The organism is Craurococcus roseus, assembly GCF_039523795.1.
GTDB classification, from domain to species: Bacteria; Pseudomonadota; Alphaproteobacteria; order Acetobacterales; family Acetobacteraceae; genus Craurococcus; species Craurococcus roseus.
In genome coordinates, this window is the sequence record NZ_BAAAFZ010000007.1 from 44,247 (window position 1) to 67,842 (window position 23,596).

The 23,596-nt window shown below is 71.5% G+C and carries 19 protein-coding genes and 3 tRNA genes; 3 read left to right on the forward strand and 19 right to left on the reverse strand.

Annotation, left to right across the window (positions count from 1 at the left end; all coding sequences use genetic code 11):
- Window positions 1-70 precede the first annotated feature (70 nt).
- The 3 genes from gltB to ABD067_RS02270 form a co-directional block, all read right to left on the reverse strand.
- Window positions 71-4,603 carry a glutamate synthase large subunit gene (gltB, locus tag ABD067_RS02260; protein ID WP_343893522.1) on the reverse strand — a complete coding sequence of 1,511 codons (4,533 nt, stop codon included), beginning with the start codon at window positions 4,601-4,603 and terminating at the stop codon, window positions 71-73.
- A gap of 5 nt (window positions 4,604-4,608) precedes the next feature.
- Window positions 4,609-6,051, reverse strand: coding sequence for an NAD(P)-dependent oxidoreductase (locus ABD067_RS02265; RefSeq protein WP_343893523.1), 1,443 nt, complete (start codon window positions 6,049-6,051; stop codon window positions 4,609-4,611).
- Between the two features lie 234 nt (window positions 6,052-6,285).
- A complete protein-coding gene (locus ABD067_RS02270) occupies window positions 6,286-7,242 on the reverse strand; it encodes a complex I NDUFA9 subunit family protein (protein ID WP_343893524.1) in 957 nt (318 codons plus the stop codon).
- 184 nt (window positions 7,243-7,426) lie between these two features.
- Here ABD067_RS02270 and ABD067_RS02275 point away from each other — a divergent pair.
- A tRNA-Leu gene (locus tag ABD067_RS02275) sits at window positions 7,427-7,513 on the forward strand.
- Window positions 7,514-7,631: 118 nt separating this feature from the next.
- On the opposite strand, the gene ABD067_RS02280 is transcribed toward ABD067_RS02275, so the two are convergent.
- Complete coding sequence (locus ABD067_RS02280) at window positions 7,632-9,062, reverse strand: enolase-like domain-containing protein (protein WP_343893525.1); 1,431 nt, start codon at window positions 9,060-9,062, stop codon at window positions 7,632-7,634.
- A gap of 333 nt (window positions 9,063-9,395) precedes the next feature.
- On the opposite strand from ABD067_RS02280, the gene ABD067_RS02285 reads away from it, so the two are divergent.
- The gene (locus ABD067_RS02285; protein ID WP_343893526.1) at window positions 9,396-9,641 is read left to right on the forward strand and encodes a DUF3297 family protein; all 246 of its coding nucleotides are present in this window, start codon (window positions 9,396-9,398) and stop codon (window positions 9,639-9,641) included.
- Between the two features lie 95 nt (window positions 9,642-9,736).
- On the opposite strand, the gene ABD067_RS02290 is transcribed toward ABD067_RS02285, so the two are convergent.
- From ABD067_RS02290 to infC, 10 genes are all read right to left on the reverse strand, one after another.
- Window positions 9,737-9,813 (reverse strand) — tRNA-Arg (locus tag ABD067_RS02290).
- Between the two features lie 74 nt (window positions 9,814-9,887).
- Window positions 9,888-11,000, reverse strand: a complete 1,113-nt coding sequence (gene leuB / locus ABD067_RS02295) for a 3-isopropylmalate dehydrogenase (protein WP_343893527.1) — start codon at window positions 10,998-11,000, stop codon at window positions 9,888-9,890.
- 41 nt (window positions 11,001-11,041) lie between these two features.
- Complete coding sequence (gene leuD / locus ABD067_RS02300) at window positions 11,042-11,653, reverse strand: 3-isopropylmalate dehydratase small subunit (protein ID WP_343893528.1); 612 nt, start codon at window positions 11,651-11,653, stop codon at window positions 11,042-11,044.
- Window positions 11,653-13,086 (reverse strand): 3-isopropylmalate dehydratase large subunit, encoded by a 1,434-nt coding sequence (leuC, locus tag ABD067_RS02305; RefSeq protein WP_343893529.1) that lies wholly within the window; start codon window positions 13,084-13,086, stop codon window positions 11,653-11,655. The genes leuD and leuC overlap by 1 nt, the downstream gene beginning before the upstream one ends.
- 34 nt (window positions 13,087-13,120) lie before the next feature.
- Window positions 13,121-13,561 (reverse strand): 50S ribosomal protein L19, encoded by a 441-nt coding sequence (gene rplS, locus ABD067_RS02310; protein ID WP_343893530.1) that lies wholly within the window; start codon window positions 13,559-13,561, stop codon window positions 13,121-13,123.
- 25 nt (window positions 13,562-13,586) lie between these two features.
- Window positions 13,587-14,360 carry a tRNA (guanosine(37)-N1)-methyltransferase TrmD gene (trmD, locus tag ABD067_RS02315; RefSeq protein ID WP_343893531.1) on the reverse strand — a complete coding sequence of 258 codons (774 nt, stop codon included), beginning with the start codon at window positions 14,358-14,360 and terminating at the stop codon, window positions 13,587-13,589.
- On the reverse strand, window positions 14,357-14,881 hold the full coding sequence (gene rimM, locus ABD067_RS02320) for a ribosome maturation factor RimM (protein WP_343893532.1): 525 nt from the start codon (window positions 14,879-14,881) through the stop codon (window positions 14,357-14,359). Before rimM ends, trmD begins: the two co-directional genes overlap by 4 nt.
- A gap of 22 nt (window positions 14,882-14,903) precedes the next feature.
- Window positions 14,904-15,248 (reverse strand): 30S ribosomal protein S16, encoded by a 345-nt coding sequence (rpsP, locus tag ABD067_RS02325; protein ID WP_343893533.1) that lies wholly within the window; start codon window positions 15,246-15,248, stop codon window positions 14,904-14,906.
- A 39-nt stretch (window positions 15,249-15,287) separates the two neighbouring features.
- Window positions 15,288-16,688, reverse strand: coding sequence for a signal recognition particle protein (gene ffh / locus ABD067_RS02330; protein ID WP_343893534.1), 1,401 nt, complete (start codon window positions 16,686-16,688; stop codon window positions 15,288-15,290).
- Between the two features lie 570 nt (window positions 16,689-17,258).
- Complete coding sequence (gene infC / locus ABD067_RS02335) at window positions 17,259-17,783, reverse strand: translation initiation factor IF-3 (RefSeq protein ID WP_343893535.1); 525 nt, start codon at window positions 17,781-17,783, stop codon at window positions 17,259-17,261.
- Window positions 17,784-17,941: 158 nt separating this feature from the next.
- Here infC and ABD067_RS02340 point away from each other — a divergent pair.
- A tRNA-Glu gene (locus ABD067_RS02340) sits at window positions 17,942-18,017 on the forward strand.
- 235 nt (window positions 18,018-18,252) lie between these two features.
- Here ABD067_RS02340 and ABD067_RS02345 read toward each other — a convergent pair.
- The 5 genes from ABD067_RS02345 to ABD067_RS02365 form a co-directional block, all read right to left on the reverse strand.
- Window positions 18,253-19,668 (reverse strand): amidohydrolase, encoded by a 1,416-nt coding sequence (locus ABD067_RS02345; protein WP_343893536.1) that lies wholly within the window; start codon window positions 19,666-19,668, stop codon window positions 18,253-18,255.
- On the reverse strand, window positions 19,668-20,516 hold the full coding sequence (locus tag ABD067_RS02350; protein ID WP_343893537.1) for a BKACE family enzyme: 849 nt from the start codon (window positions 20,514-20,516) through the stop codon (window positions 19,668-19,670). The genes ABD067_RS02345 and ABD067_RS02350 overlap by 1 nt, the downstream gene beginning before the upstream one ends.
- A gap of 69 nt (window positions 20,517-20,585) precedes the next feature.
- Window positions 20,586-21,929: an MFS transporter gene (locus ABD067_RS02355; RefSeq protein WP_343893538.1), complete on the reverse strand. Its 1,344-nt coding sequence runs from the start codon at window positions 21,927-21,929 to the stop codon at window positions 20,586-20,588.
- Between the two features lie 89 nt (window positions 21,930-22,018).
- Window positions 22,019-22,297: a muconolactone Delta-isomerase gene (gene catC / locus ABD067_RS02360; protein WP_343893539.1), complete on the reverse strand. Its 279-nt coding sequence runs from the start codon at window positions 22,295-22,297 to the stop codon at window positions 22,019-22,021.
- 10 nt (window positions 22,298-22,307) lie between these two features.
- Window positions 22,308-23,465: a muconate/chloromuconate family cycloisomerase gene (locus ABD067_RS02365; protein WP_343893540.1), complete on the reverse strand. Its 1,158-nt coding sequence runs from the start codon at window positions 23,463-23,465 to the stop codon at window positions 22,308-22,310.
- Window positions 23,466-23,596 lie beyond the last annotated feature (131 nt).

Sequence of the window (23,596 nt, forward strand, 5' to 3'; positions counted from 1 at the left end):
CGGGCTTATGCCACCAGAAGGCGATAATTGATAGGTGCTGCGGGAGAAGATTCTCCCGCAGCAGGCGAATTCACTCGGCGGCGGCCGTTTGGAAGCCCTCCATCGGCGCCGGCAGGTAGCGCGCGTACTCCTTGGGCACGACGTGCCAGAAGTGGCCGCGCTGGCCTTCCCAGTCGTTGAGGATGCGGGCGGCGAGGCGCGAGCCCGTCTCCTCCAGGTGCCGGCCGACCAGGGCGCGAAGCTCGGCGTCCCAATGGCCGCGGCCGACGCGCGACCAGAGCAGGGTGTCCGGGTTGACCCGGCGCTCGAAGGTCCCTTCCGGGTCGTAGAGGAAGGCGATGCCGCCGGTGAAGCCGGCGCCGAAATTGTCTCCAACAGGCCCCAGGATCGCCACCGCGCCGCCGGTCATGTACTCGCAGCCGTTGGCGCCGCAGCCCTCCACCACCGCGGTCGCGCCGCTATTGCGGACGGCGAAGCGCTCCCCCGCTTGGCCGCCGGCGTAGAGTTCGCCCGCGGTCGCGCCGTAGAGCACGGTGTTGCCGATGATGGCGTTCTCGTTCCACACCAGCGTCGACGACGGGGCAGGCCGCACCACGATGGTTCCGCCCGACAGGCCCTTTCCGACGTAGTCGTTGGCATCACCGAACACCACCAGCTTGAGGCCGCGCACGGCGAAGGCGCCGAGCGACTGCCCGGCCGAGCCGCGCAGGCGGACGCTGAGGTGCCCGGGTTGCAGCCCCTCCATCCCGAACTTCCGCACGATCCGGCTGCTGATCTTGGTGCCGATGGCGCGGTGGGTGTTCCGGATGTTGTAGTGGAGTTGCATCTTCTCGCCGTGCTCGAACAGGGCCGCGGCGTCGCGGATCATGTCGGCGTCGAGCGTCTCCGGGACCTCGTTCCGGCCCTCCAGCGTGCAGTAGGGCGCGTTCTGGCCGGCGTCCGCCTTCACCAGCAGCGGGTTGAGGTCGAGGTCGTCCAGGTCCTCCGAGCCGCGGCTGACCTGCTTGAGCAAGTCGGTCCGGCCGATCGCCTCCGTCAGCCGCCGGAAGCCGAGCGAGGCCAGGATCTCCCGCACCTCCTCCGCCACGAAGGAGAACAGGTTGATGACCTTCTCCGGGCTGCCGCTGAACTTCTTCCGCAGCGTCTCGTCCTGGGTGCAGACGCCGACCGGGCAGGTGTTGGAGTGGCACTGCCGCACCATGATGCAGCCCATGGCGACGAGCGAGGCGGTGCCGATGCCGAACTCCTCGGCGCCGAGCATGGCGGCCACCACCACGTCGCGGCCGGTCTTGATGCCGCCGTCCGTGCGCAGCTTCACCCGGTGCCGCAGCCGGTTGAGCAGCAGCACTTGGTGGGTCTCGCTGAGTCCCATCTCCCAGGGCAGGCCCGCGTACTTGATGGAGGACTGCGGCGAGGCGCCGGTGCCGCCGGAGTGGCCGGAAACCAAAATCGCGTCCGCCTTGGCCTTGGCGACGCCGGCCGCGATGGTGCCGATGCCCGACCGCGCCACCAGCTTCACGCAGACCGTGGCGTCGGGGTTGATCTGCTTCAGGTCGTAGATGAGCTGCGCCAGGTCCTCGATCGAGTAGATGTCGTGGTGCGGCGGCGGCGATATGAGCGTGACGCCGGGCGTCGCGTGGCGCAGCTTGGCGATCAGCCCCGTCACCTTGAAGCCGGGGAGCTGGCCGCCCTCGCCCGGCTTCGCGCCCTGGGCGATCTTGATCTCGATCTCGCGGCAGTTGTTCAGGTATTCGGCGGTGACGCCGAAGCGGCCGGAGGCGATCTGCTTGATCGCCGAGTTGGCGTTGTCGCCGTTCGGGCGCGGCTTGGCGCGCCCCGGGTCCTCGCCGCCCTCGCCGCTGTCGGAGCGGGCGCCGATGCGGTTCATGGCGATGGAGAGCGTTTCGTGCGCTTCGGGGCTGAGGGCGCCGAGCGAGATGCCGGGCGCGAGGAGGCGCTTACGGATCTCGGTGATGCTCTCCACCTCCTCGATCGGCACCGGCGTCCGGCCCTCGGCGCGGAAGTCGAGCAGGTCGCGCAGCGCCACGGGCGGCAGCCGGCGCACCGCTTCGGAGTAGCGCTTGAAGGTGGTGTAGCTGTCGGTGTCCACCGCGCGCTGGAGGGTGTGGATCAGCCCGCCGTCGAAGGCGTGGCTCTCGCCGCGGCGGCGCAGCTTGTAGAGGCCGCCCACCGGCAGGTGGACCGCGTCCTCGTCCCAGGCCTTGCGGTGCAGCGCCAGCACGCGCTGCGCTATGCCGGAGAGGCCGATGCCGGAGATGCGGCTCGGCACGCCGGGGAAGAACTCGTTCACCAGGGCGCGCGAGAGGCCAATGGCCTCGAAGTTCATGCCGCCGCGGTAGGAGGAGAGCACGGAGATGCCCATCTTGGACATCACCTTGAGCAGCCCCTTGTCCACCGCCTTCTTGTAACGCGACACGCAGTCCCTGAGCGGCATGTCGCCGAACAGGCCGCGGCGCTGGCGGTCGGCGACGCTCTCCTGCGCGAGGTATGCGTTCACCGTGGTGGCGCCGGCGCCGATCATCACCGCGGCGTAGTGCACGTCCAGGCACTCGGCGGCGCGGACGTTGAGGCTGGTGAAGGTGCGGAGCGAGTGGCGGACGAGGTGCGTGTGTACGGCGCCCACCGCCAGGATCATCGGGATCGGCGCGCGCGCCGGCCCCTGCGCCTGGTCGGTCAGGACGACGTGGGCGCAGCCGCTGCGGACGCCCTCCTCGGCCTCGCGCCGGATGCGCTCGAAGGCCGCGCGCAGCCCCGCCTCGCCCTCGGCGGCGGCGAAGGTGCAGTCCACCTCGCAGCAGGTGGCGCCCATGTAGGCGCGCATGGCGTCGAACTCGGCGTTGGACAGCACGGGGCTGTCCAGCATCAGCATGTCGCACTGGGTGGGGTCCTCGTCGAGGATGTTCCCGAGGTTGCCCAGGCGCGTCTTGAGCGTCATCACCCGCGTCTCGCGCAGGCTGTCGATCGGCGGGTTGGTGACCTGGCTGAAGGTCTGGCGGAAGTAGTGGTGCAGGCCGCGGTACTGCCGCGAGAGCACGGCCACCGGCGTGTCGTCGCCCATGGAGCCGACGGCCTCGCTCGCCTCCTCCACCATCGGGTGCAGGATCGCCTCCAGCTCCTCCAGCGTGTAGCCGACCGCCACCTGGCGGCGGCGCAGCTCCTCGGAGCCGAAGACGGGCTTCTCGACCGCGTCCGCCCTGACGATGTCGTCGATGCGGGTGGTGCGCTCGGTCCACTGGCCGAAGGGCTTGCGGGCGGCGAGCTCGTCCTTCAGCTCGGCGTCCGTGTAGAAGCGGCCGGTGTCGAGGTCCACGCCGACGCACTGGCCGGGGCCGACGCGGCCCTTGGCGGCGATGCGCTCCTCGGCGAGCTTGACCATGCCGGTCTCGGAGCCGGTGACGAGCAGGCCGTCGTGGGTGACCGTGTAGCGCATGGGCCGGAGGCCGTTGCGATCGAGCCCCGCGACCACCCAGCGCCCGTCGGTGGCGGCGATGGCCGCCGGGCCGTCCCAGGGCTCCATCACCGCGTTGCAGTAAAGGAACAGGTCGCGGTGCGCCGCCGGCATGGTGGCGTTGTTGCCCAGGGACTCCGGGATGAGCATGGCCTTGGCCATGGGCGCGTCGCGCCCGCCCCGCACCAGCAGCTCGAAGACGTTGTCCAGCGTCGCGGTGTCGGAACCGCCGGCCTGCACCACCGGCTTGATGTCGTCGAGGTACGGGTCGAGCAACGGGTGGGAGAGCCGCGTCTCGTGGCTCTTCATCCAGTTGGCGTTGCCGGAGACGGTGTTGATCTCGCCGTTGTGGGCCAGCATCCGGAAGGGCTGGGCCAGCTTCCAGGTCGGGAAGGTGTTGGTGGAGTAGCGCTGGTGGTAGATGGCGAAGCGGCTGACGAAGCGCGCGTCGAGCAGGTCCGGGTAGAACTCCGTCAGGTGCTCCGCGAGGAACATGCCCTTGTAGATCACGGAGCGGCAGGAGAGCGAGCAGATGTAGAGTTCCGGGATCTGCGCCGCGATCGCCTGCCGCTCGATGCGGCGGCGGATGATGTAGAGGTCGCGCTCGTAGGTGGCGTCATCGGTGCCGCGCGGGTTCCAAAGCAGGATCTGCTCGATTTCCGGCCGCGTGGCGTTGGCCTTCTCGCCGATGCAGCCGACGTCGATCGGCACCTGCCGCCAGCAATAGATGGCGTAGCCGGCGGCGAGGATCTCGGTTTCGACGATTTGCCGGCAGCGTTCCTGCGCGCCCAGGTCGGTCTTGGGCAGGAACACCATCCCCACCGCGATGCGCCCAGGCCGGCGCCGGTCGCCGCCGCGCTCCAGGGCCTCGGCGAAGAAGTCCTGCGGGATCTCGACGTGGATGCCCGCGCCGTCGCCGGTCTTGCCGTCGGCGTCCACGGCGCCGCGGTGCCACACGGCCTTCAGCGCGTCGATGCCGGCCTGCACCACCTCGCGGCGCGGCTTGCCGTCGAGCGCGGCGACGAGGCCGACGCCGCAGGCGTCGTGCTCCGTGAGATCGACATGCCCTTGCCCCGCCAGAAGGGTGGCGTTGCCCGCGTAGGACCGGACGAACTCGGCGCCGTTCTCGCTCATGCCCACTACTCCGCCGCCACGGCGGCCGGCGCCGCCTGTTCCTTCAGGTAGGCGTCGATCCGCTCCGCCGCGTCGCGGCCGTCGCGGATGGCCCACACCACCAGGGACGCGCCGCGCACGATGTCGCCGCCGGCGAAGACGCCGGGCAGGTCGGTCATCATGGTGCGGTGGTCCACCTTCACCGTGCCCCAGCGCGTCACGGTCAGCGCCTTCTCGCCGAACATCGCCGGCAGGTCCTCGGGGTCGAAGCCGAGCGCCTTGATGGCGAGGTCGCAGCCTTGCGTGAACCCGCTGCCCTTGATCGGCACCACCTGCTGGCGGCCGGTGGCGTCCGGCAGGCCGAGGTGCATCCGTACCGCGCGCACGCCGGAAACGTGGCCGTCCGCGCCCTCGAAGCCCTCCGGCGCGGCGAGCCACATGAACTCCACGCCCTCCTCCTCGGCGTTCGCCACCTCGCGCATGGAGCCGGGCATGTTGGCTTTGTCGCGTCGGTACATGCAGGTGACGGAGGCGGCGCCCTGGCGGACGGCGGTGCGGACGCAGTCCATGGCCGTGTCGCCGCCGCCCAGCACCACCACCCGCTTGCCGGCGGCGTTCAGGGCGCCGGACGCGAACTCCGGCACGGTGTCGCCGAGGTTGTCGCGGTTGGAGGCTATCAGGTAGTCGAGCGCGGGGACGATGCCCTCGAGGCCGGCCCCTTCCCCGCCGATGTCGCGCGCCTTGTAGACGCCGGTGGCGATGAACACGGCGTCGTGCCGCTCGCGCAACTCCGGCAAGGTCACGTCGCGGCCGATGGCGCAGTTCAGGTGGAAGCGGATGCCGCCTTGCTCGAAGGAGCGCCAACGGCGGACCACCACCTCCTTCTCCAGCTTGAAGTTGGGGATGCCGTAGATCATCAGCCCGCCGGCGCGGTCGTGCCGGTCGTAAACGTGGACTTGGTAGCCGCGGCTGCGCAGGCGCTCGGCGGCGGCGAGCCCGGCCGGGCCGGCGCCGATGATGCCGACACTCTGCCGCAGTTCGGCCTTGGCGCGGGGCGCGGTCACCCAGCCGCGCTCCCAGGCGGTGTCGGCGATGTACTTCTCGACGGCGCCGATGGTGACGCTCTCGAAGCCCTTCTCGATGACGCAGTTGCCTTCGCAAAGGCGGTCCTGCGGGCAGATGCGGCCGCAGATCTCCGGGAAGGTGTTGGTGGCGGAAGCGACCTCGTAGGCCTCTTCCAGCCGGCCTTCGGCCGTCAGCTTCAGCCAGTCCGGGATGTTGTTCGAGAGCGGGCAATGCACCTGGCAGAAGGGTACGCCGCACTGGCTGCAACGGCTCGCCTGCTGGGCGGCGGCGGCGGGCTCGAACTCGCGGTAGATCTCGCCGAAGTCCTTCCGGCGCTCGCCGACGCCGCGCTTTTCCGGCTGCGCCTGCGACAGGCGGACGAATTGCAGCATGCGGTCGGCCATGGGCGAGATCCTGGGTTGCGCGCCGAGGCGGGGCGCGCCCGTCCGGCGCGGCGGCCCGCTCCGGCAGGCAACCGCCCCGCCCTGTGTTGTGGCGCAGCATTACCCCAGATGCACAGGGGCACAAAGAGTTTGGTGGCCGTCAGGACAGTGAAACTGCCCTTTAATATCAGTGAGGGCAAGAACCTATTACGCAAAGCAACTTTTAAGCGCATAATAAGGTCCGGATCGGTCCTTTCACGCGGCGGAAGGACGTCGCCCCCCACCCGTGCGGAAGCGTGTGAGATAGCTCGGCACCACCGCTTCGAGTGCCTTTGGCTGGATGCCCAGTTCCGCGAGCCCCGATGCGCCAGGAGCCGGCACGTTGTCGCGCTGGAGCATGAGGAGCTGGTCGCGGGTCAGCGGCGGGTTGGGGAGGAACTCGCCGAGGCGGGCCTGGATGCGGGCGAGGCCCATCGGGATGTCCACCAAGGGCCGGCGGCGCCCCGTCACCTCCAGGATGTAGCGGAGCAGTTCGCGGAAGGTGTGGCTGCGGGGGCCGGCCAGCTCGTAGGTCCGCCCGGGCGCGTCGTCCCGTTCCGCCGCGGCCAGCACCGCGTCCGCCACGTCGCCGACGTAGACCGGCTGGAAGCGCGTGTCGCCCGCGATCACCGGCATGAAGGGCAGTATGCGTGACAGGCCGGCGAAACGGTTGAAGAACTCGTCTTCCGGCCCGAACACGATGGACGGGCGCAGGATGGTCGCCGACGGAAAGGCCGCGCGGACCGCCGCCTCGCCCTCCGCCTTGGTGCGGCCGTAGGCGCTGGGGCTGGCCGGGTCGGCGCCGATGGCCGAGACGTGCACCAGCCGCGCCGCTCCAGCGGCGGCCGAAAGGCGGGCGACGCGTCCGGCGCCCTCGGCATGCAGCCGCTGGAAGTCGCCGGCCCGGCGCTCGAACAGGATGCCCACCAGGTTCACCACCAGGTCAGCCCCGGCGACCGCGCGCGCCACGGCTTCCTCCTCGGTGACGCCGGCTGCCAGCGGCACGATCTGCCCGACCTTGCCCTGCGTCTGCAAAAAGCGCGCCCCGCCGGGATCGGTCACCGCCACGCGCACCGTGTGGCCCTCCCGCGCCAAGCGCTTCACCACGTAGCGGCCGATGAAGCCCGAGCCCCCGAACACGGTGGCGATCCTGCGTTGGGTGGTGGCGCGCATGGGCGGCGGACTCCGAGGGAAGCTTGGCGGACGAAGCCGAGAAGGGCGCGACCATATGGCCGCATCCGCGGCGGCGCCAATCGGCCGCCGGGGCGCCGGCATCCGCTTGACGCCTCCCCGCGCCGCTTCTAAATGCGCTCGCTCCGGCGGCGCCCTTCGCGGCGCCATCGGCGCCGCGGCCGATGCCCAGGTGGCGGAATTGGTAGACGCGCTGGCTTCAGGTGCCAGTGGCCGCAAGGCCGTGAAGGTTCGAGTCCTTTCCTGGGCACCACCGACGCCCGAAAATCCGGCGGCCTTTCGCGACTCGATCGCCGCCGCCGCGCACCACCCCGGTCTCACGGACGGCGGCCCCTTTCCGGAGAACCTTCAGCGCTGGCTGTCGTGGCGCCTCACGCCGGCGGCCAAGCCGCCTTCGGCATCGGCGCCATCGCGGATTGGTCCGGCTCCACCCTCGCCCCGAGCCCGGGGGTGTCGAGCGAGCCGATCGCAAGCATCCCGCCGCCGATGCGCAGCCTCGGGCCGTGCCCCGCGTCGGCGTAGAGGTCGGGGTGCGCGGACGCGAAAGCCGCCGCTTCCGCCGGCGGCCGCCCCTCGAAGCCAGCGACGAAGTGGTGCCCGTTGCGCTCGACGTGCCCGATGCCCATGAGCGCGACGAGCGCCAAATCCCCCTGCACGCAGAGGCCGGCCAGCGTCGTAAGGTCCTCCGCCGACATGAAGAAACGCCCCGGCCCGGCCTCGGCGTTCCAGGCGCGGCAGCGCGCGTGGTTGACGAGCGACCGCCACACGCCCTTGCACGCCTTCGTGGACACGCCCGCATAGCCCATCGCCCGCGCCGTGACGAAGGCGTCCATCGGCCCGTCGCTCTCGTCCACGACCACGGGGCGCGACGCCGCGAGCGCCGACATGGGCACCGCCAGCGCCCTCGCGCGCTTCACCGGCTGCTCCACGAAGAGGACGGAGTCCCGCAGCCGGTCGAGGCGCGGCTCCGCTTCCATCGCGCGCCACAGCGCCGCCGCGCCCTCCGCGTCCTCATACTGCTCGTTCCCGTCGAGCGTCGCGCGGTAGCCCGGCGCGCGGTCCAGCACCGCCGCGATGCGGCACAAGCGGTCCACGTCCGCGCCGATGTCGCCGCCGACCTTGAGTTTCCAGTAGCGGTGGCCGTAGGCGACCTGGACCTCCTCCAGCGTCTCGGGCAGCCCGTCGCCCACGCGCTCGGGTTGGTCGGCCGCCGTGATCGGGTCGACGAGGCCGACGGTGTGCCGCGCCTGGATCGTCCGCGCGGTGTCCGCTCCCCTGAGCATCGCCGTGAAATCGAAGCAGCCGAGGTCCGCGCAGACGGCGTGCGGCGCCATCCCGCCGATGTTCGCGCGCATCCCCGCGAAGAACGACGCCCCGTGCGCCTTCAGCAGCGCGTCGAGCATCGCGCGGTCCAGGAGCGCCCGCCCGTACGCCGCGACGAGCGGGTTGAGCCCCTCCGCCCCGCACGCCGCTTCGCACGCGGCCCAAGCGTCCGCGAAGTGGCCGAAGGCCGTGTTCACGCCCGCCGCCAGCGCCGCCTCCTCGGCGAGTTCCAGCGCGCGCCGCAGTTGGTCCTCGTTCTGCGCGTCGGTGAGGCGCGGGTCCTTGTCGAACCACTTCGCCGCCAGCGTTTCCGCCGCGACGCCGAGCGCCTCCCGGCCGTCCTCGAGCCGGATGCGCGCCTTCACCACGGCTTGGCGGCCGTGGGTCACGGTGGCAGCGCCGAAGCGGAAGGGGAGCCGCAGCCGGAACGGCCACTCCCGCCGCTCCGTCCCGAGCAGGGCGAACCGCGGCGCGCTCATCCGGCGGCTCCTTCCGGGCGGTCGTGGCCGAGGGGCGGCGCGGCTTCGCGCCGGCGCCTGGAAAGCGGCTCGCGCAGGATTTCGCTACGCAGCGCGACACGCATCCCCATGGACGGACCTCCGGGACCGAATCCGTGCATGGAGCCTCCGCGCCGTCCAGGCTAGACCGCCGCGCCCGTCCCCTGCCCGCCCCTGCCGGTGGACAGTCCGTGCGATCCGGCAAAAGACGAGCGGCACTGGGCGGCGCCCTGCCGGATTGGACAAGCGGCTCCGGATGTACGACACCCGGACGGGGCGCGGCCGGCGCCTCGACCTGCACGACGAGACGACCCGATGGAAGACGCGCCGCCCGACCGCTTGGCCGCGGACCCGAAGAGCCCTTACTACGACGCCGCCCTGCTCGAACGGGGGGTGGGCGTGCGCTTTAAGGGCGTCGAGAAGACCAACGTGATGGAGTACTGCGTCAGCGAGGGGTGGGTCCGGCTGTCCGTCGGCAAGGGCGTGGACAGGACCGGCGCGCCGCTCACGGTCAAGGTGCAGGGGACGGTCGAACCCTACTTCCGCGGCGCACCGCCGTAACGGCGGCCGAGGGACGCCCCCCCCTGGAAAAGCGGCTCGGGCTGGGCGCCTGACCCGCCCGCGATCCCAGGCCGGCAACGGGCCCGGGCGAAGAGTGGCGCGCCCGAAGAGATTCGAACTCCTGACCCCCAGATTCGTAGTCTGGTGCTCTATCCAGCTGAGCTACGGGCGCCCTTGGGGGAGCGGGAATAGCCGAGCGGCCCCGGCGGCGCAACCCCGCCTGCGCAACCCCAACCGGCGCCCTCGTCAGGCCGCCGCCTTGTCCAGTTCGCGCAGCAGCGCCTCCCCCATCACGCCGGTGCCCACGCGCGCCATGCCGGGCTGCATGATGTCGGCGGTGCGCATGCCGCCCGCCAGAACCCGCCCGATCGCGTCCTCGATGAGCTTGGCGTCCTCCTCCATGCCGAAGGACCAGCGCAGCAGCATGGCGAAGGAGAGCACCTGGGCCAGCGGGTTGGCGACGCCCTTGCCGGCGATGTCGGGCGCGGAGCCGTGGACCGGCTCGTAGAGGGCGTTGCGGCGGCCGTCCGGCCCCACGGCGCCGAGCGTCGCCGAGGGCAGCATGCCGATCGAGCCGGTGAGCGCCGCGGCGAGGTCGGAAAGCAGGTCGCCGAACAGGTTGCTGCCCAGGATCACGTCGAACTGCTTGGGCCGGGCGCAGAGCTGCATGGCGCAGTTGTCGGCGTACATGTGCTGGAGTTCGACATCCGGGTACTCGGCCTTGCCTACCTCCGACACCACCGCCCGCCACAGGCGGCCGGACTGCATGACGTTGGCCTTCTCGACGCTGGTGACGTGGTTGCGGCGGCTGCGCGCCAGGTCGAAGGCGACGCGGGCGACGCGGGCGATCTCGTCCTCGGTGTAGACCTCGGTGTCGACGCCGCGCCGCTTGCCGTCCGGCCCGGTCTCGATGCCGCGCGGCTCGCCGAAGTAGATGCCGCCGGTGGACTCACGCACGATCATGACGTCGAGGCCGCGCACCAGGTCGGGCTTGAGCGAGGAGGCGTTCACCAAGGGGTCGAGCACCACCGCCGGGCGCAGGTTGGCGAAGAGGCCGAGGTCCTTGCGGAGCCGGAGGATGCCGAGTTCGGGGCGCTGCTCGAAAGGCAGCGCATCCCACTTCGGGCCGCCGACGCTGCCGAACAGCACCGCGTCTGCGGCGCGGGCCTTCTCCACCGTCCCGTCCGGACAGGGCGAGCCGGTGGCGTCCAGCGCGGCGCCGCCGACCAAGCCGTCCTGCACGTCGAAGGAAACGCGGCGGCGGTGGGCCATCCAGTCGATGAGGCGGCGCACCTCGCGCATCACCTCGGGCCCGATGCCGTCGCCTGGGAGGATGAGGAGCTTCTTGTTGGCCGTCATGTCCGGTCTCCTCCCACTGGCGCGCCCCTCTGGCGCCGCGGTCAGCCCGCGAGCCAGGGTTGCGCGGTCTTGCGTTTCGCTTCGAAGGCGTCGATGGCGGCGGCGTGCTGGAGCGTCTGGCCGATGTCGTCCAGGCCGTTCAGCAACAGGTGCTTGCGGAGCGGGTCCACCTCGAAGTGGATCTCCTCGCCGTTCGGCCGCACCACCACCTGCCGCTCCAGGTCCACCGTGATGCGCGCGTTGGCGCCGAGGCGCGCGTCCTCCATCAGCTTATCGCAGACCTCGCGCGGCAGGCGCACCGGCAGGATGCCGTTCTTGTAGCAGTTGTTGTTGAAGATGTCGGCGAAGTCGGGCGCGATGACGCAGCGGATGCCGAAGTCGAGCAGCGCCCAGGGCGCGTGCTCGCGCGACGAGCCGCAGCCGAAATTCTCGTGGGCGACCAGGATTTCGGCGTTGCGGTAGGGCGGCCGGTTCAGCACGAAGTCCGGGTTCTCCGAGCCGTCCTCGCGGAAGCGCATGGTGTAGAACAGGTTCTTGCCGAAGCCGCTGCGGCTGATGGACTTCAGGAAGCGCGCCGGGATGATCTTGTCCGTGTCCACGTTGGCCATGGGCAGCGGCGCGGCGACGCCGGTGAGCGTGGTGAAGGGCTGCATCACGCGGCCTCCCCTTTCGGCTGCCAGTCGCGCACGTCGGCCAGCTTGCCGGCGAGCGCCGCCGCCGCGGCCATGGCGGGCGAGAGCAGGTGCGTGCGGCCGCCGGGGCCTTGGCGCCCCTCGAAGTTGCGGTTGGAGGTGCTGGCGCAGCGCTGGCCCGGCTTGAGCTTGTCCGGGTTCATGCCGAGGCACATGGAGCACCCGGCCTCGCGCCACTCGAAGCCGGCCTCGCGCAGGACGCGGTCCAGGCCCTCCTGCTCCGCCTGCTTCTTCACCAAGCCCGAGCCGGGCACCACCATGGCGCGCACGCCGTCGGCCACCTTGCGGCCGCGGGCGACGGCGGCGGCGGCGCGGATGTCCTCGATGCGGCTGTTGGTGCAGGACCCGATGAAGACCACGTCCACCGGCAGGTCCTGCAGGCGCTGGCCGGGCTGGAGGCCCATGTACTCCAGCATGCGGCGGAGCTGGGCGCGGCGCGCTTCGTCCGTGGCCTCCTGCGGGTCCGGCACCGCGCCGGTGATCGGCAGCACGTCTTCCGGGCTGGTGCCCCAGGTGACCTGCGGCGCGATGGCGTGGGCGTCCAGCTGCACCTCGCGGTCGAAGCGAGCGCCTTCGTCGGTGGGCAGGGTGCGCCACCAGCGCAGCGCTTGTTCGAACGCTTCGCCCTTGGGACCGTGCGGCGTCCTGGCGATGTAGTCGAAGGTGGTCTGGTCGGGGGCGATCATGCCGGCGCGGGCGCCGCCCTCGATGGACATGTTGCACACCGTCATGCGCCCGGCCATGTCGAGGGCGCGGATGGCGTCGCCGGCGTACTCGACCACGTGGCCGGTGCCGCCGGCGGTGCCGATCTTGCCGATGATCGCCAGCACGATGTCCTTGGCGGAGCAGCCGAACGCCAGGTTCCCGTCCACGTTGACCCGCATGTTCTTGGCGGGCTTCTGGAGCAGCGTTTGCGTCGCCAGCACGTGCTCGACCTCGGAGGTGCCGATGCCGAAGGCAAGGGCGCCCATGGCGCCGTGCGTGCTCGTGTGGCTGTCGCCGCACACGATGGTCATGCCGGGCAAGGAGCGGCCCAGCTCCGGGCCGATGATGTGGACGATGCCCTGCCGGTCGCTCAGCAAGGGGATGTAGGGCACGCCGAACTCGGAAACGTTGCGCTCCAGCGTCTCCACCTGGAGGCGGCTCTCGGCGTCGTCGATGCCGGTGCGGCGCGTGCTGTCCGTGGCGATGTTGTGGTCCACCACCGCCAGCGTCGCCTCCGGCCGGCGCACCTTGCGCCCGGCGGCGCGCAGGCCCTCGAAGGCCTGCGGCGTCGTCACCTCGTGGGTGAGGTGCAGGTCGATGTAGAGCAGCGCCGTGCCGTCCGGGAGGGTGTCCACCACGTGGGCGGCCCAGATCTTGTCGAAGAGCGTGCGCGGCGCTTGCGCTGGCATCGGCGGAGTGTCCTCGTCGTTTCGGTGCTTGGGTTCAGCCCTGTTGCGGCTGTTCGGTGGACTCGGGCGCGGCGGCCGCGGTCGCGTTCGCCTTGGCGGCCGCCGTAGCCTTGTTGTCGGCCGCGCGCTCCTGGATGCGGGCCGACTTCCCGGTGCGGCCACGGAGGTAGTACAGCTTCGCGCGCCGCACCTTGCCGCGCCGCACCACCACGATCTCCGCGACGGAGGGCGAGTAGAGCGGGAACACGCGCTCCACGCCCTCGCCGTAGGAGAGCTTGCGCACGGTGAAGTTGCTGTTCACGCCGCGGTTGGAGCGCGCGATCACCACGCCCTCGTAGGCCTGGAGGCGGGTGCGCTCGCCTTCCACCACGCGCACCATCACGCGCACGGTGTCGCCGGGGTCGAACTCCGGCACGGCGCGGGCGGCGAGGAGCCGGGCCTGCTGGTCCGCCTCGAATTGCTGCAACAGGTTCATGGGTAAGGTCCTTCTCGCGTTCGGTTTAGGCGGCGTCGGGGCGGGCGGCAAGCGATGGCGGCGGCGCCGTCCCCTCTCCCGCGACGGTTGGAGTCGGTTGGGCACGGCGCGCCCACAGGTCGGGGCGTCGTTCCCGCGTCACGCGCTCGGCCTCGGCGCGGCGCCAGCGGGAGACGCCGGCGTGGTGGCCGGACAGCAGCACCTCCGGCACGCGGAGGCCGTTCCACTCGGCCGGGCGGGTGTAATGCGGATACTCCAGGAGGCCGTCCGCGGCGGGCGCGAAGCTCTCCTCCTCGGCGCTCTCGGCGGCGCCCATGACGCCGGGCAGGAGGCGCACGCAGGCGTCGAGCAGGACCATCGCGGCCGTCTCGCCGCCGGACAGGACGTAGTCGCCTATCGAGATCTCGCGCATCCCGCGCGCCTCGACCACCCGCTGGTCCACGCCCTCGTACCGGCCGCAGAGCAGCACGGCGCCGGGGCCGGCGGCGAGGTCGCGCACGACGGCTTGCGTGAGCGGCTCGCCGCGCGGCGTGAGCGCCACCAGGGGGCGGTTCGGCCCCTCGGCCAGCGCCGCTTCGCAAGCGGCGTCCACCACGTCCGGGCGCAGCACCATGCCGGCGCCGCCGCCGAAAGGCGTATCGTCCACGCTGCGGTGGCGGCCGATGCCGAAAGGGCGCATGTCGAGCGCGTCGAGGCGCCAGAGCCCTTCGCGCAGGCCGCGCCCGGCGAGGGACGCGCCGAGCGGGCCGGGGAACACCTCGGGGAAGAGGGTGAGGACGGTCGCGCGCCACGGGGTCATGCCGCAGCTTCCTCGTCCGGGGGCGGCGGCGCGGCTGTTTCTTCGGGCGGTTCGACCACCACCCGCCCGGCCGCCACGTCCACCACCGGTACGCAGGCGCGGGTGAAGGGCACGAAGCGTTCCCCCCGCGGGCCGTCCAGCACGAGAAAGGCTCCGGCGCCGTTGTCCTCCACCGAGCGGACGCGGCCGAGCGGCTCGGCCGCGGCGGTTTCGGCGCGCAGGCCGACCAGGTCGGCGAGGTAGAACTCGTCCTCGTCCGGCGGCGGCAGGCTGGCGCGCTCCACGTAGAGCCGGGCGCCGGTCAGGCGCGCCGCCGCGTCGCGGTCTTCCACGCCCTCCACGCGGGCGAGGCCGTCCGAGAGGAGGGTGAGCGCGAAGCGGCGTTGTCCCGTCTCGTCCGTGAGCGGGCCATAGGAGGCGATGGCGGCGGGGTCGGCGGTGAAGGAGCGCAGCTTGACGAGGCCGCGCACGCCGTGCGGCCGGCCGATCTCGCCCACCAGGATGCGCCCCGCCGGAGCCACCTTTCAGCCCCTCCCCCGTTCCTCAGCCCGCGGAGGCGGCCGCGGCAGCGGCGGCGCGCTCCTGCGCCTTCTTCTTCGGCGCGGACTGCTTCGGCTGCTCGCGGATCACCGGCATCGGGGCGAGGCCGGCCTTGCCGAGGAACTTGGCCACGCGGTCGGTCGCCAGCGCGCCCTGGCCCATCCAGTGCTTGATGCGCTCGTCCTGCAGGCGCACGCGGTCGGCGTGCTCGGACGGCAGCATCGGGTTGTAGGAGCCGATCTTCTCGATGAAGCGGCCGTCGCGCGGCGAGCGGCTGTCGGCCACCACGATGTGGTAGTAGGGGCGCTTCTTGGCGCCGGCGCGGGCGAGGCGGATCTTGAGGCCCATGGGTTCTCCGGGTGCTCCTTGGTTGGTTCGCGTTGCTGTTCAGAACGGGCGCCGGCCGCCGCCGGGGGGCTGCATGCCCTTGGGCATCAGCGCCGCGAGGCCGCCGCGCATCATCCCTTTCTGCCCCATCTTGTTCATCCGCTTCATCATCGCGGACATGTCGTCGAACTGCTTCAGCAGCCGGTTCACCTCCTGCACGGTGGTGCCGGCGCCGGCGGCGATGCGGCGCTTGCGCGACGCCTTGATGATGTCGGGCGTCCGCCGCTCCTTGGGCGTCATGGAGCCGATGATGGCGGCGTGGCGCTTGAGGATGGTGTTGTCGAGGTTCGCGTCCTCGATCTGCTGCTTCATCCTGCCCACGCCGGGCAGCATGCCGAGGATTCCGGACAGGCTGCCCATCTTGCCGATCTGCTTGAGCTGGCTCGCGTAGTCCTCCAGGTCGAACTTGCCCTTCTGCATCTTGGCGGCGAGCTTCTCGGCCTCGTCGCGGTCGATGGTCTCCGCGGCGCGCTCGACCAGGGAGACGATGTCGCCCATGCCGAGGATGCGGCCGGCGATGCGGTCCGGGTGGAAGTCCTCCAGCGCGTCCTGCTTCTCGCCGGCGCCGAGCAGCTTGATGGGGGCGCCAGTGATCTGGCGCATGGAAAGAGCCGCCCCGCCGCGGGCGTCGCCGTCCACGCGCGTCATGACGATGCCGGTGACGCCGACGCGCTCCTGGAAGGCGCGGGCGGTGTTCACCGCGTCCTGGCCGGTCATGGCGTCAACGACCAGAAGCGTCTCGTGCGGGCGCGCCTGGGCCTTCACCGCCGCGACCTCGCCCATCAGCGCCTCGTCGATGGCCAGCCGCCCGGCGGTGTCGAGGACCACCACGTCGTAGAGTTCGCGCCGGCCCACGTCCATGGCGCGGGCGGCGATCTCCAAAGGCGTCTGGCCGGGGACGATGGGCAGGCTGGCGACGCCCGCCTGCTGCGCGAGCTGGGCGAGCTGGAGCTGCGCGGCGGGGCGCTGCACGTCGAGGGACGCCAGCAGCACCTTCTTGCGGTCGCGGTTCTTGAGGCGCAGCGCGATCTTGCCGGAGGTCGTGGTCTTGCCCGAGCCCTGGAGGCCGACCATCAGGATCGGCACCGGCGACGGGGCGCTGAGGTCCAGGCCGGAGGGCGCCGGGGTCTCGCCGCCGCCGCCCAACGCCTCCACGATGGCGTCGTTGACGATCTTGACGACCTGCTGGGCGGGCGAGACGGAGCGGATCACCTCCTGGCCGACCGCGCGCTCGCGCACCTTGGCGACGAGGTCCTTCACCACGGGCAGCGCGACGTCGGCCTCCAGCAGCGCCACGCGGACTTCGCGCAGCGCTTCGGACACGTCGGCTTCCGACAGCGCGCCGCGGCGGCGCAGCCGGTCGAACACGCCGTTCAGCTTGGAGGAGAGCGCTTCGAACATGGCGGGTGGCCTACCTCACCCGCCGCGCGGGCCTGGGCGGGCTCGCCGGACGGCGAACCGCCATTCTGCCCAATCCGGACGAATGCCGCAGGCCGTCGTCACCGCCGGCGTTGCCGTCGTGCTGTGGCCCGCGCCCCGTCTTTTGCGGCATTCGGACAAATCCCTCAGGCGCGACGGAACGCACGGCAGTTGGGGTCATCCCAGGATGCGCTGCTGTTTCGCCCATCGTGGCCTCGTGGCGGCGGGTGAACGCCGGTGCTTGCCGATGCCCCAAGACGGAACGCGCCGCTGCGCGAACACTCGCGGAGCGGCGGAGCCGACCGCGCGAAGGCGGACGACCGATCGGCCGGGACTATCCCGGTGATCGATTTTTGTAGCCGAAACAACGTTCTGTGTCAAGAACCCGCATGGCACGCCATCATCGGCGACGCGGGGGCTCGTCTCCGATCTCGGCTGGGTACGAATGTTCACCGCGAGCGTCCCGGGTCCACCGCAGGTAGCCCCAAACACCGAACGGGAGGAGTACGGCGGCTTTCGTCCTCCGTTACGGACGCAAGGTCGGCAGCGCCGCTACTTCGGCGCTAGCACCATGATCATCTGGCGATTCTCGAGCCGGGGCATCTGCTCGACCTTGATGGTCTCGCCGAGCTCCTGGCGGATGCGCTCCAGCACCTTGATGCCGAGGTCCTGGTGGGCCATCTCGCGGCCGCGGAAGCGCAGCGTCACCTTCACCTTGTCGCCCTCGCCTATGAAAGACTTCATCGCGCGCATCTTCACGTCGTAGTCGTGGTCGTCGATGTTCGGACGGACCTTGACCTCTTTGATCTCGACTACTTTCTGCTTCTTCCGGGCCTCGTTTGCCTTCTTCTGCTGCTCGTACTTGTATTTGCCGTAGTCGAGGATCTTGACGACCGGCGGCACGGCGTTCGGGCTGATCTCCAAAAGGTCGAGCCCGGCGTCGTAAGCGCGCGTCAGCGCATCCCGCGCCGACATCACGCCGAGCATCTCGCCGTCCTGGTCGATGAGCCGCACCTGCGGCACGCGGATGTCCTCGTTGACGCGCGGCCCATCGCGCGGCGGCAATTGGTTGGGCATCGGGCCTCTGGCTATGGTGGCGGCTCCTGCTGTGGTGGTCTGGTCGCCATTCTATGGGACGCCGCCCCGGCCGCTGCAACTGTCGTGAGCGCGGGCGGGCGCCGGAGCCCGCTTGATCGGTCGCGCGGCCGGGGCTACATGCTCACTGCTCGGCCAGGGTCCCATTCGTCTAGAGGCCTAGGACACCGCCCTCTCACGGCGGCAACAGGGGTTCGAATCCCCTATGGGACGCCATTTTATTGCCTTAAAGCATTGTTTTGTTGGCTTTAAGCGCCCCATCTCCCGTTTCCCGCCGCGAGTTCCCCCACGTCCAGAGTCCGCTCGCTGAGGCCAAGATGACTGGGGCAAGCACACCGTTGCTACACGGCTCCCTGAGTTGGCGTCGTTCTTGCGCCTGCGGAACCTGATCGCCGCTCGCGCGGCCGATCCGGCCTGGGTCGCGGCTGCGTTATTGGGGATAGGTGGCACGTCACGCCATCCCGCTGCCGGTGGCGTCGGCGACCAAGTGCAGCATCGCCCGCAGCCCGACCAGCAATCCGGCCTCGTCCACAGTGAAGTGCGGCGAATGGTTCGGCGCGGCGCGCGCCGGGTCCTGGCCTGGGGGCGTCACGCCGACCCAGAAGAACAGGCCCGGCGCCCGCTGCGCGAGGAAGGCGAAATCCTCGCTCGCCGTATGGCGCGGGTTGATCCGCAGCCCGTCCCGCCCGGCGACGCGGGCGAGGCTCGGCGCCATCCGGTCCGCGAGCGCAGGGTCGTTGACCAGGGCGGCGTAGCCGCCCGGCTCCCACACCACCTCCGCCGCGCCGTCCATGCCCTGCGCGACGCCCTCGGCCAGCGCCTTGACGCGGCGCTGCATGAAGGCGCGCCGGCCCTCGTCGTAGGTGCGCAGCGTGCCGCTCAGCTCCACGCGGTCGGGAACGATGTTGTGGCGCGTGCCGCCATGGATGGTGCCGATGGTGAGCACCGAAGGGTCGTTCACGTCCACCTGCCGGCTCTGGATGGTCTGGAGCGCGGTGACGATCTGCCCGGCGATCACCACCGGATCCACCCCGTCCCACGGCATGGCGCCATGCGCCTGCCGGCCCCGAACGGTGATCCGGAAAGTGTCGGAGCTGGCATGGGCGGGACCCGGGCGGTAGGCGATCTGGCCGGTCGTCATGCTCGTCAGCACGTGCAGGCCGAACACCATGTCGGGCCTCGGCGAGTCGAATGCGCCCTCCGCCAGCATGCGGCGCGCGCCGCCGATCTCGCCACCCGGCAGCCCCTCTTCGGCAGGCTGGAACAGCAGCACGGCGGTGCCGCGCATCTCGGCGCGATGGAGGGCCAGCACCTCCGCCGCGGCCATCAGGATGGCGACGTGGCAGTCATGCCCGCAGGCGTGCATCACCGGCACCTCCGCGCCGTCCCAAGTGGCGCGGCGGCGCGAGGCGAAGGGCAGGCCCTCCGGCTCCTGCGCCGGCAGGGCGTCCATGTCGGCGCGGAGCGCCACGACCGGGCCGTCCCCGGCGCCGCCCCGCAGCGTGGCGACGACGCCGGTGGCGGCCACGCCCTCCCGCACCTCGAAGCCCAAGCGGCGGAGATGCGCGGCGACCAGCGCGGCGGTCCGGTGCTCCTGGTTGCCGAGCTCGGGGTTCGAATGGATGTCCCGGCGCCAAGCGATCATGCGCCCCTCGATCGCCGAGGCCGCGGCGTCCAGCCGCGCGTGCAGGGCGGAGGCCGGGCCGGGCGGGACATGCGCCGCGGCGAAGCGGGGGGCGGCGAGCGCGCCCGCGGCGCAACAGGCGCAGGCGGCCAGGAAACCGCGCCGCGTGGCGGCCGGCGCGACCGCTCCCGCCGTCAGCGGGGCGCGCGGTGCGGAGCCGAGGAGGGGGCGGAGCCGGAGCATCACGCGGCCCTCCGCACCGGCACGGGGGGCAGGCCGAGGATGCGGCGCGCCGTGGCGGCATCGGCCACCGCGCGCCCGGCCTCGGCGGCCAGTTCCGCCGTCCGGCGCACCAGGGCGGCGTTGGAGGGCGCCAGCGTATGCCGGTCCATGCGGATGTTGTCCTCGAGCCCGGTGCGGACATGGCCGCCGCGGGCGAGCGCCCATCGGGTGACGGTGAACTGATCGCGCCCGATGCCGGCCGCCGTCCAGGTCGCGCCCGGGATCAGCTCGTGCAGGAGGGACAGCTCGAAGTCCAGGATGTCCTCGCGCGGCGGCAGGGCGTGCTTCACACCGAAGACGAACTGCACATGCGGCCGCGGCAGGATGAGGCCTTCGGCCACCAGGTCCGCGGTGTTGGTGAGCATGGCGAGGTCGAACACCTCGATCTCTGGCTTGATGCCGAGGTCGCGCATGGTGCCGGCGAGGGACCGCACGAAATCGGGCGGGTTCTCGTAGACGATGGTCGGGAAGTTCACGCTGCCGGTGGCCAAGCTGGCCATGTCGGGCCGCAGGTGCAGCATCGCGCCGCGGGCCTCCAGCGCGCGGCCGCGGCCGCCGGTGGAGAACTGCACGATGATGTCGGGGCAGTGGCGGCGGACGCCTTCCTGGAAGGCGGCGAACTTCTCCGGGTCGCTCGACGGCGTCTCGTCGTCGTTCCGGACGTGGACGTGCACCAGGGACGCGCCGGCCTCGTAGGCGGCGTGCGTGCTCTCGATCTGCTCGGCGACGGTGACCGGCAGCGCCGGGTTGTCCCGCTTGCGCGGCACCGAGCCGGTGATCGCGACGGAGATGATGCAGGAAGCAGCCATGTCGTCCTCCCTTGAGTTGGGTGGGGGGGCACGGGTCACGCCCGTGCCCCGGACCATGCGTCGCCGTCGCTACTCCGCCGCGACGGCGGCCACGGCCGGCACGGGGGCGCTGAGTGAGCCCTTGGCGAACATGGCGGCAGCAGCCAGGAAGGCCGGCGCCGCGGCCACGGTGAACACCGTGGAGAGGTCCCAACCCAGGGACAGCAGGAAGCCGCCCACCATGGACCCGAGCACCGAGCCGACGCGGCCGACGGCGTTGGCCCAGCTCACGCCCGTGCCGCGGCTCGCCGTCGGGTAGTAGGCCGCGGCGAGGGCGTTCACGCCGACCTGCGCGCCGGCGACGCCGAAGCCGGCGCCGAAGATGGCGAACACCAGCAGCCAAGGCAGGGCCGTGGCGCTGCCGAGCAGGACCACGAAGGCGCCGGCCAGCAGGTAGGCGACGGCGAGCACATGGTGCGGGTTGAAGCGGTCCATCAGGCGCCCGATCACGACCGCGCCCACCGTGCCGCCGGTCGCCAGCGTCGCCGCCATCAGCGAGGCGTTGGCCATGGAGAAGCCGGCGGTGGTGATCAGCAGCGGCAGCCAGCTCGACAGCAGGTAGAACACCAGCAGGCTCATGAAGAAGGTGAGCCAGATCAGCAGCGTGCCGGAGGCCAGGCCGTCCTTGAAGAGCTGCAGCATGGGCGAGCCCTTCGGCTTGCGGACGCCGGTGAAGGCCGCGCCGGCGAGGTCGGCCTCCGGCGCCACCCGCTGCAGCGCCGCGGCGATCTTCTCCGGGCTCTCGCCCTTGAGGGTCAGGTACCGCACCGACTCCGGCAGCAGCGCCCAGAGTACCGGCACCAGCAACAGCGGCAGCACGCCGCCGAGCACCAGCAGCCCCTGCCAGCCATAGGCCGCGACGATGTGAGAGGCCGCCAAGCCGGCCGCAGCCGAGCCTATCGTGAAGCCGCAGAACATCAGCGTCACCAGAGTGGACCGCTTCTTCTCCGGGCAGAATTCGGAAGTGAGCGTGATCGCCGCCGGCATGGCGCCGCCGAGCCCGATGCCGGTGACGAAGCGCAGCGCCGTCAGCACCTCGATCGAAGTAGCGAAGGCCGAGGCGACCGTCGCGGCGCCGAAGAACGCCGTCGTGGCGATCAGGACGGGCTTGCGCCCCACCTTGTCGGTGAGCGGGCCGAAGACGAAGGCGCCGACCATCAGGCCGAACAGCCCGGCGCCGAACAGCGGCGCGAGCTGCGCCGGCGTCACGCCCCATTCCTTGCGGAGCGCCGGGGCGATGAAGCCCACGGCGGCGGTGTCGAAGCCGTCGATCGCCACCACGAGGAAGCAGAGCGCGATGACGATTTTCTGGAATCCCGAGACGGGATGGGCGTTTATGACGTCCTGGACGTCGATGCTGCGTGCCGTGGACACTTGAAGTCTCCCTGTTGATCGGATTGCCGGCGGGCTCGGTCGCGGGCCGCCCCGTCCCCGCCGGACGGGCGGGGCGGCCCGGGCCGCGGTCAGTCGATCGCCGAGGGGTGCCGCGCGAGCGGCGCGACGGCGATGTCCATGAAGGGGAAGAGCGGCAGCGAGGACAGGATCGCGTGCAGCTCGTCGTGGTCGGCCACGTCGAAGACGCTGACGTTCGCGTACTGCCCCGCGATCCGCCACAGGTGCCGCCACTTGCCGGCGCGCTGCAGCTCCTGAGCCCGCGCCTTCTCCTCCGCCTTCAGCCGCTCGAAACGGGCTGGGTCGACGTCGTGCGGCACGCGCACGTCCATCCTGACGTGGTAGAGCATCGTTCCCTCCTCACCGCCGCGCGTAGCCGCGCAACTTGTCCTGATCGAGCGTGATCCCGATGCCGGGACCGGCGGGCAGGTGGACGTGGAAGTCCTCGAAGCGCAGCGGCTCCTGCACCAAGTCGTCGGTGAGGATCTGCGGGCCGAAGTGCTCGCAGCCCCAGGCCAGCTCGCGCAGACCGGCGAAGGCCTGGAGGTGCGCCGCGGCGCCGACCGAGCTTTCCAGCAGGCAGCCGCCGTACAGGCCGATGCCGGCCGCCTCGGCGACGGCGGCGACCTTGCGCAGGTTCAGCAGTCCGCCGTGCTTCACCAGCTTCAGCGACACCGCGTCGGCCGCGGCCGCCTGGGCGACGGCGAGCATCTCGTGCGCCGAGAACACGCACTCGTCGGCCATCAGCGGCACCGCGGAGCGCGCCCGGACGCGGGCCATGCCGGGGATGTTCCAGGCCGGCAGCGGCTGCTCAATCAGGCGCACGCCGAGCTCGGCCAACACCGGCAGGCAGCGCACCGCCGTCGTCTCGTCCCAAGCCTGGTTGGCGTCCACGATCAAGCCCGCCCGCCCTTCCAGCGCCCCGGCGAGGCGGCGCAAGCGGGCGAGGTCGGCCTCTGGCGACAGGGCGCCGACCTTCACCTTGAAGGTGTCGTGCAGCCGGGCCGCGAGCTTGTTCTCGGCTTCCTCGATCTCCTGCCCTACGTCGCCGGAGGCGAGCGTCCAGAGCACGGGCACGCTTTCGCGCACCGCGCCGCCCAGCAGCGCGGACGCGGGCAGGCCGAGCGTCTTGCCCACCGCGTCGAACAGCGCCGTCTCCACCGCCGCCTTGGCGGCGTTGTTGCGCTTGGCCGCCGCGTCCATCCGGGCGCCCGCGGCCTCGAAGCGGTCGGCCGGCAAGCCCTCCAGGGCGGGAGCCAGGTAGGCGTCGATGTTGGCCTTGATGGCCTCGACGCTCTCCTCGCTCCAGCGCGGGCCGCCGAGCGTCGCGGCCTCGCCGACGCCGACGGCGCCGTTGGCGAGCCGGACCTCGACGATGACGTAGCTCTGCGCGGTCACCGAGGTCTGGGAGAGCTTGTGGCGCCGGACCGTCGGCACGTCCACGATCGTGCTGCGGACCGAAGCGATGGAGAGGTCGCGCCGGAGGTCGGCCGGGACGGTGATCGTGCTGTCGGGCATGGGGATCGGCTTCCGTTCGGGACGCAAGAAGGGGAGGCGGCGCGCGCCGGGGCGCGCCGCGCGTTCTCCCCGCCGGGGCGGGGCTCGGTTGTGGTCGGGAGGCCCGGCCGCCAGGCGACGGCCGGGCGGTC

Excerpts from the sequence above, each read along its gene's own strand:
- gltB (WP_343893522.1), bottom strand. The coding sequence starts at position 4,603 with ATGAGCGAGAACGGCGCCGAGTTCGTCCGGTCCTACGCGGGCAACGCC.
- ABD067_RS02265 (WP_343893523.1), bottom strand. The coding sequence starts at position 6,051 with ATGGCCGACCGCATGCTGCAATTCGTCCGCCTGTCGCAGGCGCAGCCG.
- ABD067_RS02270 (WP_343893524.1), bottom strand. The coding sequence starts at position 7,242 with ATGCGCGCCACCACCCAACGCAGGATCGCCACCGTGTTCGGGGGCTCG.
- ABD067_RS02280 (WP_343893525.1), bottom strand. The coding sequence starts at position 9,062 with ATGAGCGCGCCGCGGTTCGCCCTGCTCGGGACGGAGCGGCGGGAGTGG.
- ABD067_RS02285 (WP_343893526.1), top strand. The coding sequence starts at position 9,396 with ATGGAAGACGCGCCGCCCGACCGCTTGGCCGCGGACCCGAAGAGCCCT.
- leuB (WP_343893527.1), bottom strand. The coding sequence starts at position 11,000 with ATGACGGCCAACAAGAAGCTCCTCATCCTCCCAGGCGACGGCATCGGG.
- leuD (WP_343893528.1), bottom strand. The coding sequence starts at position 11,653 with ATGCAGCCCTTCACCACGCTCACCGGCGTCGCCGCGCCGCTGCCCATG.
- leuC (WP_343893529.1), bottom strand. The coding sequence starts at position 13,086 with ATGCCAGCGCAAGCGCCGCGCACGCTCTTCGACAAGATCTGGGCCGCC.
- rplS (WP_343893530.1), bottom strand. The coding sequence starts at position 13,561 with ATGAACCTGTTGCAGCAATTCGAGGCGGACCAGCAGGCCCGGCTCCTC.
- trmD (WP_343893531.1), bottom strand. The coding sequence starts at position 14,360 with ATGACCCCGTGGCGCGCGACCGTCCTCACCCTCTTCCCCGAGGTGTTC.
- rpsP (WP_343893533.1), bottom strand. The coding sequence starts at position 15,248 with ATGGGCCTCAAGATCCGCCTCGCCCGCGCCGGCGCCAAGAAGCGCCCC.
- ffh (WP_343893534.1), bottom strand. The coding sequence starts at position 16,688 with ATGTTCGAAGCGCTCTCCTCCAAGCTGAACGGCGTGTTCGACCGGCTG.
- infC (WP_343893535.1), bottom strand. The coding sequence starts at position 17,783 with ATGCCCAACCAATTGCCGCCGCGCGATGGGCCGCGCGTCAACGAGGAC.
- ABD067_RS02345 (WP_343893536.1), bottom strand. The coding sequence starts at position 19,668 with ATGCTCCGGCTCCGCCCCCTCCTCGGCTCCGCACCGCGCGCCCCGCTG.
- ABD067_RS02350 (WP_343893537.1), bottom strand. The coding sequence starts at position 20,516 with ATGGCTGCTTCCTGCATCATCTCCGTCGCGATCACCGGCTCGGTGCCG.
- catC (WP_343893539.1), bottom strand. The coding sequence starts at position 22,297 with ATGCTCTACCACGTCAGGATGGACGTGCGCGTGCCGCACGACGTCGAC.
- ABD067_RS02365 (WP_343893540.1), bottom strand. The coding sequence starts at position 23,465 with ATGCCCGACAGCACGATCACCGTCCCGGCCGACCTCCGGCGCGACCTC.